The sequence below is a fragment of the Parachryseolinea silvisoli genome (assembly GCF_021190955.1).
Classification (GTDB): Bacteria; Bacteroidota; Bacteroidia; order Cytophagales; family Cyclobacteriaceae; genus Ohtaekwangia; species Ohtaekwangia silvisoli.
On the sequence record NZ_JAIOAO010000006.1, the window covers coordinates 328,190 to 343,361 of the forward strand.

At 52.6% G+C, this 15,172-nt stretch carries 10 protein-coding genes; 7 read left to right on the top strand and 3 right to left on the bottom strand.

What is annotated here, in order from left to right; genetic code table 11:
• Positions 1-67 precede the first annotated feature (67 nt).
• On the top strand, positions 68-508 hold the full coding sequence (locus tag K7P01_RS28920) for an Lrp/AsnC family transcriptional regulator (RefSeq protein WP_267298071.1): 441 nt from the start codon (positions 68-70) through the stop codon (positions 506-508).
• 5 nt (positions 509-513) lie between these two features.
• Here K7P01_RS28920 and K7P01_RS28925 read toward each other — a convergent pair whose 3' ends face one another.
• Both K7P01_RS28925 and K7P01_RS28930 read right to left on the bottom strand, forming a co-directional pair.
• Positions 514-3,186, bottom strand: a complete 2,673-nt coding sequence (locus K7P01_RS28925) for an ABC transporter permease (protein ID WP_267298072.1) — start codon at positions 3,184-3,186, stop codon at positions 514-516.
• Positions 3,183-3,521 carry a PadR family transcriptional regulator gene (locus tag K7P01_RS28930; protein ID WP_267298073.1) on the bottom strand — a complete coding sequence of 113 codons (339 nt, stop codon included), beginning with the start codon at positions 3,519-3,521 and terminating at the stop codon, positions 3,183-3,185. The genes K7P01_RS28925 and K7P01_RS28930 overlap by 4 nt, the downstream gene beginning before the upstream one ends.
• 108 nt (positions 3,522-3,629) lie before the next feature.
• Here K7P01_RS28930 and K7P01_RS28935 point away from each other — a divergent pair, with 108 nt between their 5' ends.
• The 3 genes from K7P01_RS28935 to K7P01_RS28945 all read left to right on the top strand — a co-directional run bounded on the left by K7P01_RS28935 (position 3,630) and on the right by K7P01_RS28945 (position 8,933).
• Positions 3,630-4,289, top strand: coding sequence for an RNA polymerase sigma factor (locus K7P01_RS28935; RefSeq protein WP_267298074.1), 660 nt, complete (start codon positions 3,630-3,632; stop codon positions 4,287-4,289).
• A complete protein-coding gene (locus K7P01_RS28940) occupies positions 4,286-5,089 on the top strand; it encodes an anti-sigma factor (protein WP_267298075.1) in 804 nt (267 codons plus the stop codon). The genes K7P01_RS28935 and K7P01_RS28940 overlap by 4 nt, the downstream gene beginning before the upstream one ends.
• A gap of 370 nt (positions 5,090-5,459) precedes the next feature.
• Positions 5,460-8,933: a tetratricopeptide repeat protein gene (locus tag K7P01_RS28945; RefSeq protein WP_267298076.1), complete on the top strand. Its 3,474-nt coding sequence runs from the start codon at positions 5,460-5,462 to the stop codon at positions 8,931-8,933.
• A gap of 65 nt (positions 8,934-8,998) precedes the next feature.
• Here K7P01_RS28945 and K7P01_RS28950 read toward each other — a convergent pair whose 3' ends face one another.
• Entirely contained in the window at positions 8,999-12,271 is a 3,273-nt protein-coding gene (locus K7P01_RS28950) for a S41 family peptidase (protein ID WP_267298077.1), read from the bottom strand.
• 99 nt (positions 12,272-12,370) lie between these two features.
• On the opposite strand from K7P01_RS28950, the gene K7P01_RS28955 reads away from it, so the two are divergent.
• The 3 genes from K7P01_RS28955 to K7P01_RS28965 all read left to right on the top strand — a co-directional run bounded on the left by K7P01_RS28955 (position 12,371) and on the right by K7P01_RS28965 (position 15,110).
• The gene (locus K7P01_RS28955; RefSeq protein ID WP_267298078.1) at positions 12,371-12,745 is read left to right on the top strand and encodes a co-chaperone GroES; all 375 of its coding nucleotides are present in this window, start codon (positions 12,371-12,373) and stop codon (positions 12,743-12,745) included.
• A 20-nt stretch (positions 12,746-12,765) separates the two neighbouring features.
• Positions 12,766-12,978, top strand: a complete 213-nt coding sequence (locus tag K7P01_RS28960) for a hypothetical protein (RefSeq protein WP_267298079.1) — start codon at positions 12,766-12,768, stop codon at positions 12,976-12,978.
• 668 nt (positions 12,979-13,646) lie between these two features.
• Positions 13,647-15,110 (top strand): aminopeptidase P N-terminal domain-containing protein, encoded by a 1,464-nt coding sequence (locus K7P01_RS28965; protein ID WP_267298080.1) that lies wholly within the window; start codon positions 13,647-13,649, stop codon positions 15,108-15,110.
• Positions 15,111-15,172 lie beyond the last annotated feature (62 nt).

Here is a 15,172-nt window from a genome sequence, read left to right on the forward strand (position 1 = left end):
ACGGTTTCGTTTCAAAGGAATTAAAACCCGTTTACCTTCGTTTCAAAGTTTTTGAACATATTGTGCTATGCGAACATTTGACGAATTAAACTGGAAGATTTTACAAGCGCTGCAAAAAAATGCGCGGGCATCAAACGCAGAGATTGGCCGTACGATCGGCCTCTCGGCCCCGGCTGTAGCCGAGCGCATCGTACGCATGGAAGAAGACGGTGTTATTCAGGGCTACCAGCCCGTCATTGATTATGACAAGCTAAACCTTCCCGTAAAAGTATTCATCCATTTTAAAGCCGGCGCGATGAAACACAATGAGATGGTACGGAAAATCGACAAGATGCCACAGATCGTGGAGTGGCACGCAGTGACCGGAGAAAACTGCATGTTACTAAAAGTGGTCGTGGCATCTACGAAAGAGCTCGAAACATTGCTGGTTGAGCTCGGCCGCTTTGGCGACACGACCACTTCGTTGATCTTATCGGGAAATAGCTTTCCCCGTATCCTGCAAAAGTGACCTCACTACTCGCTTCGGAGCGACTTCACGGGATTGGCCATCGCCGACCGTAGCGCCTGCACCGATATCGTCAGACACGCCACCATCAGCGCCAATCCGCCGGCTAACGCAAAGATCCACCACGATAAATCTATACGAAATGCAAACTGCTGCAACCATTGCCACATGAAATACCCCGCTACCGGCGCGGCAACGGCAAAGGCAATCAACACCAACACCAGGAAGTCCGTCGATAACAGTCCCACAATATGACTCACCCGCGCACCCAGTACTTTGCGTATCCCAATCTCTTTCGTGCGCTGTTCGGCCGAGTACATCACCAAGCCCAATAGTCCCAGACACGAGATGACTATCGCCAGCAAAGCGAACGTATTGGACAAGCGGGTAATGATCTCTTCGCTCTGGTAGAGCTTCGCATACTCCTGATCCAAAAACTGATACGCAAACGGATAATGGGGATTAGTATCATGGTATGCCTTCTCCAGGCTGGCAATCGCCTCGCGCGTCTTGCCCGGCTCCGTCCGTACAACGATTACCCCGAAGTATTCATATTCCTTCACGTCCATGATCAATGGCTTAATGGGCTCGTGCAGCGAGTGTGTATGATAATCTTTCAGGACGCCGATAATATGCCCTTTCTTCTGCCACGCCGATACCCACTTGCCCAGCGGGTCTTTCATTTTCATTTGTCGCACGGCTTCCTCATTCACTAAAAATGCGTCGGCCGAGTCGGTAGCATGGCTGCGGGAAAAGTCGCGGCCGTCTGCTATCTTCAGGTCCATGAGGCGTATAAAATCAAATCCTACAGAGGTAGGTTTGAATCCCACCTCTTCGCCTTCCTGTTGTCCTTCCCAGTGAATGGGTTCCGCGATCACAAAGCCCATGGCGTGCGGAGCCTCGCTGCTGCGGTCTACCATCGCAATGCCCGGCATGCCCAGTGCCTGTGTTTTAAAGGCAGCGTACTTTTCAAACTTACCCATCTCGCCCTCAATGCGCATGTAGAGCAAGTTCTCTTTATTATACCCCAGATTTATAGTTTGCACATAGTGCGTTTGTTGCGATACCACCAGCGTGGCAATCACGAGCATGATCGACAAGGCAAACTGAAAAACGGTCAGCCCTTTCCGGAATCGCGTCGCACCCGGCGAGAAGCGAAGTATACCTTTCAGGATACGCGCCGGCTTCAGGGATGACAGGAACAACGCCGGGTAACTACCCGCGGCAAGCCCCGTCACCACCATTAAGATTGCCATGAACGCCCAAGACGCCGGTGTGTGAAAAGGCGATTCGATATTTTTACCAGTATAGGTATTAAAGCCGGGCAACAGCACGTGCACGATCAACAGCGAGCAGGCAAGTGCCAGGAAAGACAAAAGAATGGATTCACCAAAGAACTGCGCAATGAGGTGCGACCGCGAGCTGCCGACCACTTTGCGTACGCCCACTTCTTTCGCCCGCTTCAGTGAGCGGGCCGTGGCCAGGTTCATGAAGTTAATACAGGCAATCAGCAATATAAAGATCGCCACGCCGGTAAAGATGCGCACATACTCAATGCGTCCGCCACGCGGCACGCCGTTTACAAAATTCGACACGAGGTATTGATCACGAAAAGGCTGCATGCCAAGGGCTACCGTAAACTCCGCCTTCTCTGGCTTCCGGCGTTCGAGAAAATCACGCACCTTCGCTTGCACGGCAGCAGCATCGGCAGCGGGCTCCAGTTGTATATACGTGGGCCATTTGTTATCCGAGAACTCAACACCGCCCATGCTTGCGGCCTCCCAGTTAACGAGATAATCAAATTGCAGCGAGCTCTCCTGTGGCACATCTTCGAATACAGCCGTGATCATAAAGTCTCGTACGTCTTCATACCGTATGCTCTTACCAATTGCCGCTTCGGGGCTGTCAAAAAACATCCGCGCCATCTTACGCGACACGGCAATGCTGCTCACGTCACCCAACGGCTTCGCCCGGTCGCCAGCGATGATTGGGAAGCTAAACATCTTTAAAAAATCCGATGTCGCCGACGAGCCTTGCAGCTTGTGAATCGTCTCTCCTACCTGGAAGGTCATGGGGTGGCCCCAGGGCAACTCGTATGACGTAGCATAGGGCGTGGCATATTGTATACCGGCTATCTCGCCCAGCAGGTCTTCGGCCAGTGTGGCGTCGTGTCGGGGCTTTTCGCTGTTGCTAAACATAAAATAGGGAATAGCATAGCCGGCTGTCGTTTCACCGTGGGCGGAATGCGTATAGTACAAGCTATACAAGCGATCGCCGCTGGCGTGGAAATTGTCGACGCGGCGCTCGTCCTGCACCCACAGGAAAATGAACAGGCAGCAGGTCATGCCCAGGGCGAGGCCAAGTATATTAATACCCGAAAAGATCTGGTGGCGCAGCATGTTGCGCAGGGCCACCAGGATGTAATGTTTGTACAGGCTCATAGTAAAGACAGAAGCAGATGGTGTAGTTGGTTTTCGTTTGATGGCAAAGGGCCGCATAAAGCCCATCACATGGCGTATATAATCGCGACGCGCACGACGCATCCCCACACGCGATACCTGATACATAAATTCTTCCTCCAGGTCGCCTTCGATCTCTTCGAGCTTGTGCGGCGAACAATACCAGCGCAGCAAGCGTGTAGCCCAGGCCGGGGGTGATGGCGGGTTCGAGGCTTGTTTCATACGGACGGAAGCGTTTTGAGGGAATCCGGCAGCAGGCTCCACAACGTGGTGCGTACAGCCTGTATATCGTGCAGTGTCTGGCGTCCGTACGCCGTCACCTGAAAGAGGCGTTTGCGCCGCCCACCGCGTTCGGGCGTGGGGTCGCCCATGACCGACGTCACCATGCTCTTTTCTTCCAGGCGCTGCAACGACGCATGCACCTGGTTCAGGCGCACGGAGCGCTGGGTCTGTTGCAGAATTTCATGGGCAATCTGTACACCGTAGGCCTCGCCGTCGAGCATGCCTACGACCAGCAAAACGATCTCCTCAAACTCTCCGAGATAAACACGTTTCATCAGCAAAACAGGTATTAATTCCATTTTTGCTGACCAAATAGTCTGCCAGGACGAAAACAGCGTTTTTACTGCAAAAACAAACACTTCCTACCCAACAACCCGACGTGCTTGTCCGGATTCATAACATCTTTTCCCACAACCGATCAGACCGCCCAGGTTTTTTTTATTCTCCTTTCCTCGTTACTTTCACATCAAACGACCCTTTCTATAAACACTTTTCCCAACCATATTGCAGAAGTCGAGCTGGTCCGACGCCTCCGCGCGAAAGACCGCGCCGCGTTGGAATATTTATACGACCACTACTCGGCGGCACTCTATGGCGCCATCTTCCGCATCATTCAAAAAGAAGCCATTTCCGAAGAAGTGCTACAGGACGTCTTCCTGAAGATTTGGGATAAGTTCGAATACTACGACGCCTCCAAAGGCAAGCTTTTCACCTGGCTACTCAACATTGCGCGCAATCAAGCCATCGATAAGACCCGCTCCCGCGAAATAAGCAAAGACCGGAAAACCAGGGACATCCAAAATGTCGTAAGTAGAATTGACAACGAGGCTTACATTGAACAGCGCGTCGACGGAATCGGTGTCAAAGACATTCTGAAAGATCTCCCCAAAGAGCAACACTTTATCGTGGAGCATCTGTATCTAAAAGGATATACACAATCGGAATTGGCGGAAGAATTTAATATCCCGCTGGGAACGGTCAAGACGCGTTTGCGCCTGGCCATGCAACAGCTACGAACGACACTGGGTGTAACAACAACGTGAATATACGTGAATACATATCGTCCGGAATCCTGGAAGCGTACGCTTTGGGAGAGCTCTCGGAGCAGGAGCGCAGCGAGGTGGAACACCACCTGGCTGGCAGTCCTGAGCTCCGCGCAGAGCTTGACCAGATCGAGCAAGTACAGGAAAAGCTGCTACAGCACACCGCGATCCGCCCGCGGGACGCTGTGAAGACGCAGATTTTTGCCCGGATTGATGGCCTGGCTCCTGCCGGCAAAGTCGTGTCTATGCCGTCGTCCGACACGACAATGTGGAAATTCGTCACCGCAGCATCCGTAACGGTAGCCCTGGTGTCGTCCTACCTGGCGTACAACTACTACGACAAGTGGAAAAGCTCGCAAGGTGAATTGACCGAGCTCATGGCGCAAAACGAGCGCGTGGCCGGCGACTACAACCGGGTCAACCAACGGCTCGACAAGATTGAAAGCGACATTCACATCATTCATAACCCCGCCTTCAAACGTGTAGCGCTAAAAGGTACACCCAATGCCCCTGCCTCCCTGGCGTACGTGTATTGGAACGAAGATACCCGCGAGGTATACCTCAGCTTACAGGAAATGAAGCAATTGGCGCAGGAAAACCAGTACCAGTTATGGGCTATCATTGACGGCAAACCGGTAGACGCCGGCGTATTCGACGCTGGAATCCCTGGTGGATTGCTTAAAATGAAGGAAATCAGCACCGGCGCCACACTTTTCGCCGTGACCGTCGAACCCCGCGGCGGCAAGCCCACCCCGACGCTGGAGACCATGCAAGTGGCTGGCCCAGTCGAAAAAGGCTAAATATCAGCCTTAAACGCCCTTTTTCTGTTTAAAAATTATTTGCAAAAATTCTACAAAAGTAGAAATCCAGGAAACCAGTCGGTCGCGTATGTAGTAACACCAGGTTCTGGTGTCATTACTGATGGTGAGTGCCGTGATCACCCCTGCTAATGAATCCTATCTCGTAATTGGTAAGGCCTCTCTGCATGCAAAGACCCTCTCTAAGCATTCGGAGACCCTCTCTGAATACAGAGGAAAGACCCTCTCTTTTTTTCTGTATTGCATTTTTTATTACAGAAGCCAGGTGGCCCGGTGGAAGGCTGAAACGACGGCCTCATGAATGGCAGGATTTAATAACTTTGTTCTTAGGAACAACTTTTTGAACTACCCCATGAGAGCATTCCAACTGGCCGCCGCGCTTCTGTTTATAAGTCTCACGTCCCTCGCCCAGAAAACCGATTCCCTCCAACAAGTACAGTGGGAAGCTTCGCTGAAGAAGCTAAAAGCCGGAGACTACAGTGACGCTGCCCTGCAATTCACACAGCTTATCAATAGCAACTTCGCCAACAAGGAGGTATACCTCAAGCGGGGTGTGGCGTACTACAATCTCAAGGAATACGATAAAGCCAAAGCCGACTTCGACGAAGCGGTCAAAGCCCGTATCAACACGGTGGAGCTGTTCGAGCTCCGCGGCAACGCACGTTATAGCCTCAACGACTACCAGGGCGCTGTTACCGACCTCGAAAAGGCTGTGACCATGGGTGCGAACAGCTTTGACACGTTTGCCAACCTGGGCAACGCCAAATTCCGCATGGAAAGTTACCAGGATGCCGTCACCAACTACAATAAAGCCATTGCCACCGGCAAAGCCGACGCTATCCTCTTCAACAACCGCGGTAAAGCGAAGTTCATCCTGAAAGATTACAAAGGCGCGCTGCCTGACTTCGACAAGGCCCTTGAATTACGCGCAGGCTATGACAAGGCCCTCGAAAACCGCGCCGAAACACGCTACCTCGTACAGGACTGGAAAGGTGCCATCGCCGACTTTGAAAAGATGCTGGCCGCCGGCCGCACCGACACCGAGATTTATCAAAAGGTGGGCACCGCCAAATATACTTTGCAAGACTACAAAGGCACCGTCGAAGCCCTGGGTAAAGTAGCCGCCAAAGGTGTAAAAGATAAAGACGTATTCCGCATGCTGGGCCTTAGCGCCGCTGCGGCAGGCGATTGTGCACAAGCGACACAAAGCCTGTCAGCCGCCGTGTCCATGGGTGTAACCGATAAAGATGTCTTCACCCAACTGGGCACATGCCAGTACAAAAATAAAGAATACGCCGGGGCGATCGAGTCGCTTAGCCGTGCCGTGAACGCGGGTGCTGCCAGTAAAGAAGTGATGCTCTACAAAGGTCAGTCGGAGTTTGCCCAGAAGGACTACGACAAAGCCCTCGTCGACCTGGAGAAGGCCGTATCGCTCGGCGCACAAGATGCCGATGCTTTTAAAAACCTCGGCGACATCAAATTTCTCAAAAGCGATTTCGGCGGCGCCATTCGTTATTATGACAATGCCGTGAAACTCGGCACCAACGACGCCATTTTGTATAACAACCGCGGTAAAGCCAAGCTCAACATCAACGACAACGCGGGCGCTGTCCCCGACTTCGACAAAGCCATTCAGCTGAACGCGAGCTATACCAAAGCATTCCTCAACCGCGGTACTGCCAAGTATGCATTGAAAGATTATGCCGGCGCCGTAGCGGATTTGGAAAAAGCGAAAGGCGATGGTGAGACACCCGAGCTGCTAAAAATGCTCGGCATTGCGAACTACATGATCGCGAAAAAAGATGCTGCCAAACCATACCTCGACAAAGCGATCCAAGCCGGTATAAAAGATGGCAAGGTATCGCTCTATGCAGGCTACCTGCGCTATGACGCCAATGATTACAAAGGTGCAATCGAAGCATTTACTGCCGCTGAAATGGCCGGTGAAAAAGAAGACGAGCTATACCTCAAACGCGGCAAAGCTTCCTTCCAGCAAAAAGACTACAACGCCACCACGATAGACCTCGAAAAGTCCGTCGCTAAAGGCAAAGCTGACCTACCTGCCTACGAAGCCCTCGCGCTGTCGTATATGGCACAGCAAAAAGACAAAGAGGCTCTGCCCCACCTGGAGAAGGCCGCCAGCCTTGATACGAAGAACAAAGAAATCTATTACCAGCTCGGTAACGCCCGCTTCAAACAAAGCAACTACGCCGGCGCCATTGCCGCATACGACAAAGCCATTGTCAACGGCGCCAACGACGAGATCATCTATAACAACCGCGGTAAAGCCAAGCTCCTGGCCGGCAACGTGCGCGAGTCTATTCCTGACTTCGACCGCGCGTTGGGCTTAAAGAAAGATTATACCACGGCCCTGAAGAACCGCGCCGTCGCACGATACCAGCTGAAAGAATATGCCAGTGTTATTACCGACCTGGCCGTAATCGTAGCGCGTAACGAAGCCGGCGTCGACGAGCTTACCATGCTTGGCCTATCGAAATATGCCATTAAAGACTACGAAGGTGCAGTACCGGAGCTCACAAAAGCCGAGGCCGCCGGCAGCAAAGACGCCGCTATTTATGTCGCCCGCGGCAATGCACTGTTCGAGCTGAAAGATTACGAAAAGGCAATACCCGATCTGGATAAAGCGATCGCCGGCGGTAGCAACGACACGAATCTCTTCTTGCGTCGCGGTGCTGCTAAATATTATCAGCGCGACTTCAAGGGCGCTCTGCCCGACCTCGAGAAAGCCATCTCGACCGGCAGTGGCACGGCGCTCGCATACGACATGCGCGGCTACTGTAAGTATGACGCCCAAAACACCGACGGTGCCGTGAGCGACTACAACATGGCCATCGAAAAAGATCCCAAGCTGGCCACCGCCTGGTACCACCGTGGCGATGTAAAGTTCAAATCCAACAACCTGGCCGCCGCCATTCAGGACTATACCCAAGCCATCAGCCTGGGCCTGAAAGATCCGGTGTTGTTTAACAACCGCGGCAAGGCCTACTTCAACCAGGAAAATTATCAACAGTCCATCATTGACTTCACCGAAGCCCTGGAGCGCCGCCCCGATTACCTCAAGGCCTACGAAAACCGCGCGCAGGCGTATTACAAGCTGAACCGCTTCGATGCGGGTGTAAAAGACTACCGTGAAGTCGAAAAGCTCACCGAGAAGCCGGGCCCCGATCTCTATAAATTGCTGGCCGACGGCTACTACGCCGCTAACCGCTACGCCCCGGCCCGCGACTACTACGACAAGCTCATCAATGCCGGTGTTAAAGATAAAGATGCCTACCTGCGCCGCGGCCTCATGGAAATGGAAGCGACGGAATACGAAGCCGCCGTCAGCGATTTTGACAACGCCCAAAAGGCCGGCGAGAACTCGGTAACACTATACATCAACAAAGCGCGCGCCCACCTGGCCCTGGAAGACACCAAGTCTGCCGTATTGTCCTTAAACAAAGCCATCGACCTCGACCCTAAAAACGTCGATGCCCTTTTCAACCGCGGCTACATCAAAGAAACCATCGACGACTTCGAAGGCGCCGTGCTGGACTATAACAAAGTAATCCAGCTCAAACCCGAAGACGCCATCGCCCACTACAACCGCGGCAACTGCAAAGGTGAGCTCGAAGACTACGGCGCCGGCATCTCCGACCTGGACGAAGCCATCAAGCTCGACCCCAAAAACGCCGCCTACTACAAACAACGCGGCAACTTCCACTACCAGCTCAGCGACAAAGAAAAAGCCTGCTTCGACTGGCGCAAAGCTGTAGAGCTTGGCGACGCAAAGGCGCGCTTCCAGATAGACCAGTATTGTAAGTAACAGAAGTGTATAAACGGAAAGAGCAGCTTTATCAGCTGCTCTTTTTGTTTATACTTATATCTACCTTAACGGACTTCATACGCCGGCACCTTGGGCACCGTAAATCCTTTCGTCTTCAACTGCGATTGAATCTCCGTTATCCCCCGCTCCAGCTGCGTATCCACACCCTTCGCTCCTTGCGTCAAATCCTCCGGTACTGCAATGTCAGGATCAACACCATGTCCTTCCTTAAACCAGGTGCCATCGATGTTATACATCCGGAACGTCGGCACGGTCACACCGCCGCCGTCAATCAACCCGGGCACACCACTGATACCGATCAAACCACCCCACGTACGGGCGCCAATCAATGGACCAAGTCCTGCCTTGCGGAAGTAATCCGGGAAGGCATCGCCCCCGCTACCGCTCCAGCCGTTGATCAGCATCACCTTCGGACCAAAGTTACCCGCCGGAGGCCATGGCCAGCTGGCACCATCACGAATCGCCCAGAACACCAGCGGAGGACGGTTCAGAAGCTCAATAAACCGATCCGGTATCTGACCACCGTTGTTAAAACGCTCGTCAATAACCAATGACTTCTTGTCCATCTGCGCATTAAACTGACGAATCAATTCATTTTGTCCATCGACACCCGTGCTCCGCACATAGATATACCCAGCTGCGCCACCGGTAGCATCTTCGACACGCTTACGGTTCTGCTCGATCCACGCCAGGTGACGCAGACGCGCCTCATCAAACAACGTCTCCACGATAGCAGTCTTTGCACCGGTGAACGATGCCGTGGTGTTAAAGGTGATCTCCACCGCTTTACCCGCCAAACCCTGGAAGGCCGCATATGGATCTAATGCTGTAGTGAGCTTCACGCCGTTTACTGCCAGAATATAGTTGCCTTCTTTAATCTCCACGCCAGGCAGATCGAGCGGTGAGCGCACTTCTGCATCCCACGCTGCACCACGGATAATCTTTTTCACTTTATAGTAAGAACCGTCAACTTGCCAGTCAATGCCAAGGTAACCCACCGAATAGTGTTTCGAGTCTTCTTCTGCCCCACCACCTTTATACGTGTGCGATGCATTCAACTCGCCAATCATTTCACCGAGTACATAGTTCACTTCCTCACGCGTCAGCGCACCGGTCAGCATCTTGAGGTACTGATCTTTTACGGCAGCCCAGTTTACACCGTGCATGGTGGGATCATAAAAATAGTCGCGCTCCAGGCGCCAGGCATCTACCAGAATCTGTTTCCATTCTTCGCGCGGGTCAATGAACATTTGCATTTCCGACAGACGTAGCGCCTTATCCGCCGATTGATTCTCCTCTGCTTTGATGATATACAGGTTGTCATCCTTCGCGATCAGGATCTTTTCTCCGTTCGCAGCGATCTGATACCAGTCGACCTGGTCACTAAAAGTTTTCTGCTCGCGCTTCTCCAGATCGAAATACTTTAGCGGTTTGCGTTGATCTTCTGCGCCCGTGTTTGGCATCTGGTGATATACCACTTTGCCTTTTACCGCTCCGAGGCTGCCATAGTTACCCGGATTCATCGGTAACAGTACCAGGCGTGACTCCAGGCCGTCCAGGTCGATCTCCACTTTGGCTACTTTATCGTCTTTCGACTCTTCTTTCTTTTCTTCTTTTCCTTTCTTCTTTTTGTCTTTTTCTTTCGCATCAGAAGCCGCCTCATCGGCCTTCACATCTACCACATCGTTCTTCGGCGCCAGCGGCGAAGGAGTGCTTTTCTTCAATGAGATCGCTGCGATCTTGGTGCTGTTCGGATACACGAAGGTGTTGTCGATGTCGCTGTACACCGGTTGGAAGAACTGGTTGGTGAGCAGGTACAGGTATTTACCTTCAGGATCGAATACCGGCTTGCGTGCCGTGTAGTAACCACCCGTCACCTGTGTGAGTTTACGGTTGGTGTAATCAAAGAGGAATACACCCTGGTGGCCGTTTACCAGGTCGTGGTCGAACGCGAGCCAGCGGCTGTCGGCAGACCAGTTGGCAGCGAAGTCTTCCAGGTCATAATGCATCATGCGCAGACCGTGGTCGGCTTCGACCGTCTGGTTGGTCGCTACATCGTAAATCTTGATGCGCATGGCCTTGTCGATAAACGCAACCTTCTTACTGTCGGGCGACCAGTACAATTTATAGCGGAAGCCGGCGCCATAGGCCGTCAGCTTGCGCTCGGTGGCATCGCTCTTGGTGTCACGCAGCGTCAGTTCGTATTCGCCCGAGCGATCGCTCCAGTATGCGATATACTTGCCGTCGGGTGACCACGAGGGGTAACGCTCTGCCACACCGGGGCTTTGGGTCAGGTTCTTTACAAAGCCATCTTCGGCGGGAACGCTGAAGACTTCACCGCGCGCTTCTACCAACACGCGCTTGGCATCGGCCGAGATGAAGGCGTGCTGCGGCTGACCTACGTTCTGGATGGTGGGCTTGAGCGCCAGCCCATCCGTTACAACGGATACTTTCACCTCTTGTGCTTTACGTGAGGCCAGGTTGAAGAGAAACAGTTTACCAGCCTGCTCGAACACAATATCTTCGGGGCCCAGCGACGGGAAGTGTACGTCGTAATCCGCGTAGTGTGTCAGTTGTTGGAAGGCCTTGGTGGTGGTGTTATACTCCCACAGGTTCATGCGGTTGTCCGGACCACGGTCGGTCAGGAAATAAATGCTGGTGCCGTGCCACATAGGCAGCTCGTCGGCCGCGTCGGTGGTAGCGGAAATATTTTCGGAGGCCAGTGTTTCGAGGTTGAAGAGATGGATCTCGGCGTTCCAGCCACCGCGGTAGCGTTTCCAGTTGCGGCCGATCTGCGAGCGGAACGTAAGCGCAACCTGCTTGCCGTCAGGCGACACCGAGCCAAACTCGGCGTAGGGCATGGGCAGTTTTTCGGGCAGCCCCCCATTGGGTTTCAGTTTGAAGAACTGGTTGAACCGTTCACGGCCGGCTTCGCGGCCGGAAGCGAACAGAATGTGCTGGCCATCGGGGAACCAATCGACCACACGGTCCGTTCCCCCGTGGTATGTCAGGCGGGCCGGAACGCCGCCCAACGTGGGGAGGGTATAGATGTCGTAGTTACCATCGTAATTGCCGGTAAAGGCAATGGCCTTACCGTCAGGCGAAAACTTCGGGTATACTTCCACGCCGGCCGGCGAGCTGAGGCGACTTGCCACCCCCCCGCTTTTCGGCACAACCCACAGGTCGTTGGCGTATGTAAAAACAATGTGCGTCTGCGAAACGTCGGGGTAACGGAACAGGCCCGCGTCGATCTGCGCGATCGCCCCATGCGAGAGCAGCCCGACTAGCATAAGGGTTAACAAATGGATTTTTTTCATGAGGTTTTGGTTAAGACCGGGATTTTGAATGAAAGCATATACGGATTAAGTAAGGTTTAGGATATTTGTACCCTAGTAAGATCGAAAATTACGGCAACAATGAAAATAACAGCGGATAACCGGCTTAAAAAACTCATCGTCGTAGGCGACCGCGTGCTGATCAAACCCACGACCTATACGGATAAGACAGCCAGCGGTTTATACCTGCCGCCCAGCGTGCAAGAAAAGGAAAAGATACAGAGTGGTTATGTCATTAAGGTCGGCCCCGGTTATCCCCTACCCCTACCCGCCGACGAGGATGATGTCTGGAAAGGCAAAGAAGATCAGGTGAAGTATCTGCCCCTGCAAGCACAGGAAGGCGACCTGGCCATCTACCTGCAAAAGGGCGCCATCGAAGTACTCTACGAAGAGGAAAAATATTTCATCGTCCCCCAGGCATCCATCCTGATGCTGGAGCGCGAAGAAGACCTATAACCATTCAACACACGACAACCATGGCTGGCCTCCATTTAGACGTGCTCCGCGTAGGAAAAAAATACCGCCTCATAAACTATGGCGAGCAACATGATTTTATCATCGAAGCCACCCTGCCCGGAGGAGACTTCCGGGTAAAGGATCTTGACACACTCGAGCCCTACAACCTCAAGGAGCTGATTGCATATGGCCATGGCAAAGACTACATCATCGAAGAGTTGTATATGGAGTAAGGCAACCCAACACTTATTTCGTGAATCGCGGCAGATTTATGTCGCATTAGGTCGGTGACCCAAAATAGTGTAGTCCATCGGAAATAGGCATCAGGTGTTCGTTGTAACGCCCGGTCTATACTTTGCCCCTGTCCAAAAGCCTCTCATCGCTTTCGTTTTTTATACATGCCGGGACAGGATGCTGTACGCGGAAGCTCTCTCCCAGGGCACGATTCGCCGGGCATCTTCGGTTCCCCCAATAGCCCTTCGCCTAAAAACATAGTGCGTTGCAATTTCTTGCCAAAAACCCTCAGAAAGCCGTTTATCAGCCCGAATATTGAATATTTTAGTAGGTATGTATGAACAGTTATTAGATAGATATCCAATACCTATTTAAGTATTGGATATCTATTGGTCATTTATTCTTTAACTATTCCTTATATATTGGATATCCTGGCTTTTTCTAGTCTTTTGTCCCCCAATCGGGGGGAATTGGCCCAGGATTTGGGAATCAGTCTTTTCGCGCCCAACCAGGCTCCGGGCTTCACCCCGGAATCGCTGCTGACCCCCTCCGGACCATCTCTTTTATGCCCCTGCTGCCACTCAGACTATTTCCTTTCCCGTACATTGAAGAGGGTGACGGCGATCTTGTCGTTTTTTTCGAGATTTACGGTCAGACCTCATTGACCATGAAAAAAACACTAGCCTTACTCCTATCATTAGCCCTGACTGCTACGGTCTTCGCCCAGAATGAAGACTTGCCGACCGACTTCCTGAAGCCGACCTTTCACAAAGAGCGCCGCGCCAAGCTGCGCGAAAAACTGCCCGCCAACTCGGTGGCTGTGTTCTTTGCCAACCCCGTGCGTAACCGCGCCAACGACGTGGAGTACGTGTACCACCAGGACCCCGACTTCTTTTACATGACCGGGTACAAAGAGCCGCATGCTGTGCTGCTGGTGTTCAAAGACAAACAGACCGCTGCCAATGGCTCGCAGTACGACGAGATCATCTTCGTACAGCCGCGCAACCCCATTCATGAAATGTGGACCGGCCGCCGCCTGGGCGATGTGAAGACACGCGAGCAACTGGGCCTTGAGCAAGCCTTTAACAACAGCGAGTTTGATAAGTATAACCTCGACTTTTCGAAGTTTGCCAAGATCCTGTTCTTCGACTTTCAAAACGACGTGCGCGACGAACAGGACGATACTGCGGATCTGTATGATCTGATCGCCCAGTTCAAAAAGAAAACCAACTACCCTACTCCGGGTACCTCGTTAACGGTATCACGCGAGGCGCAGAAGAACAACCTCGACAAAGATGCGCTGGCACCGATTATGGACGAGCTGCGTGGCACCAAGACAAAAGAAGAGATCGACCTGCTGCGCAAGGCGGTCACGGTTTCGTGCGTGGGCCAGGTGGAAGTCATGAAGGCGATCAAGCCGGGCATGTCTGAGCGCGAAGTGCAGGGTATTCACGAGTTGGTATTTAAGAAATATCAGGCCGAAGACCTGGGCTATCCGTCCATCGTTGGAGGTGGCCACAACGGTTGTATTTTGCACTATATCGACAACTATAAACCGTCGCTGACAAACAAGGAGCTGATCCTGATGGACCTGGGCGCGGAGTACCACGGTTATACCGCCGATATTACTCGCACCATTCCGGTGAACGGCAAGTTTTCTACCGAGCAAAAGCAAATCTACGACCTGGTATTGAAAGCGCAGGAAGAAGCGATGAAGATCGCCAAACCAGGCCTGCCCATGAACCAGCTGACGGTGGTGTGTCGTGACATTATTAACAAAGGCCTGGCCGATCTGGGCGTTATCAAATCGCCCACCGACAAACATCTTTACTTCCCGCACGGCGTATCCCACCACATTGGTTTGGATGTACACGACCGCGGCGTTTATGTGCTGGCGGAGAACAGTGTGGTGACGATCGAACCCGGCATTTATATACCTGACAACAGCGCCTGCGACAAGAAGTGGTGGGGCATTGCCGTGCGCATTGAAGACGACTATCTCATAACCAAGACTGGCTACGAGCTACTCTCCAGCTATGCGCCTCGAACGACAGATGATATCGAGGCCGTGATGAAGCAGCCTAGTCCCTTGGACAACTTTGTGCTTCCAAACCTCAACAAAACCAATTAACCCAAGTCGAAGCAAGGCTGTTTTCCCCCGGAAGACAGCCTTCTTCATTTTTCTTCCCCGCC

Coding starts and splice junctions, on each gene's coding strand:
- K7P01_RS28920 (WP_267298071.1), top strand. CDS start 68: ATGCGAACATTTGACGAATTAAACTGGAAGATTTTACAAGCGCTGCAA.
- K7P01_RS28925 (WP_267298072.1), bottom strand. CDS start 3,186: ATGAAACAAGCCTCGAACCCGCCATCACCCCCGGCCTGGGCTACACGC.
- K7P01_RS28930 (WP_267298073.1), bottom strand. CDS start 3,521: ATGAAACGTGTTTATCTCGGAGAGTTTGAGGAGATCGTTTTGCTGGTC.
- K7P01_RS28945 (WP_267298076.1), top strand. CDS start 5,460: ATGAGAGCATTCCAACTGGCCGCCGCGCTTCTGTTTATAAGTCTCACG.
- K7P01_RS28950 (WP_267298077.1), bottom strand. CDS start 12,271: ATGAAAAAAATCCATTTGTTAACCCTTATGCTAGTCGGGCTGCTCTCG.
- K7P01_RS28955 (WP_267298078.1), top strand. CDS start 12,371: ATGAAAATAACAGCGGATAACCGGCTTAAAAAACTCATCGTCGTAGGC.
- K7P01_RS28960 (WP_267298079.1), top strand. CDS start 12,766: ATGGCTGGCCTCCATTTAGACGTGCTCCGCGTAGGAAAAAAATACCGC.
- K7P01_RS28965 (WP_267298080.1), top strand. CDS start 13,647: ATGAAAAAAACACTAGCCTTACTCCTATCATTAGCCCTGACTGCTACG.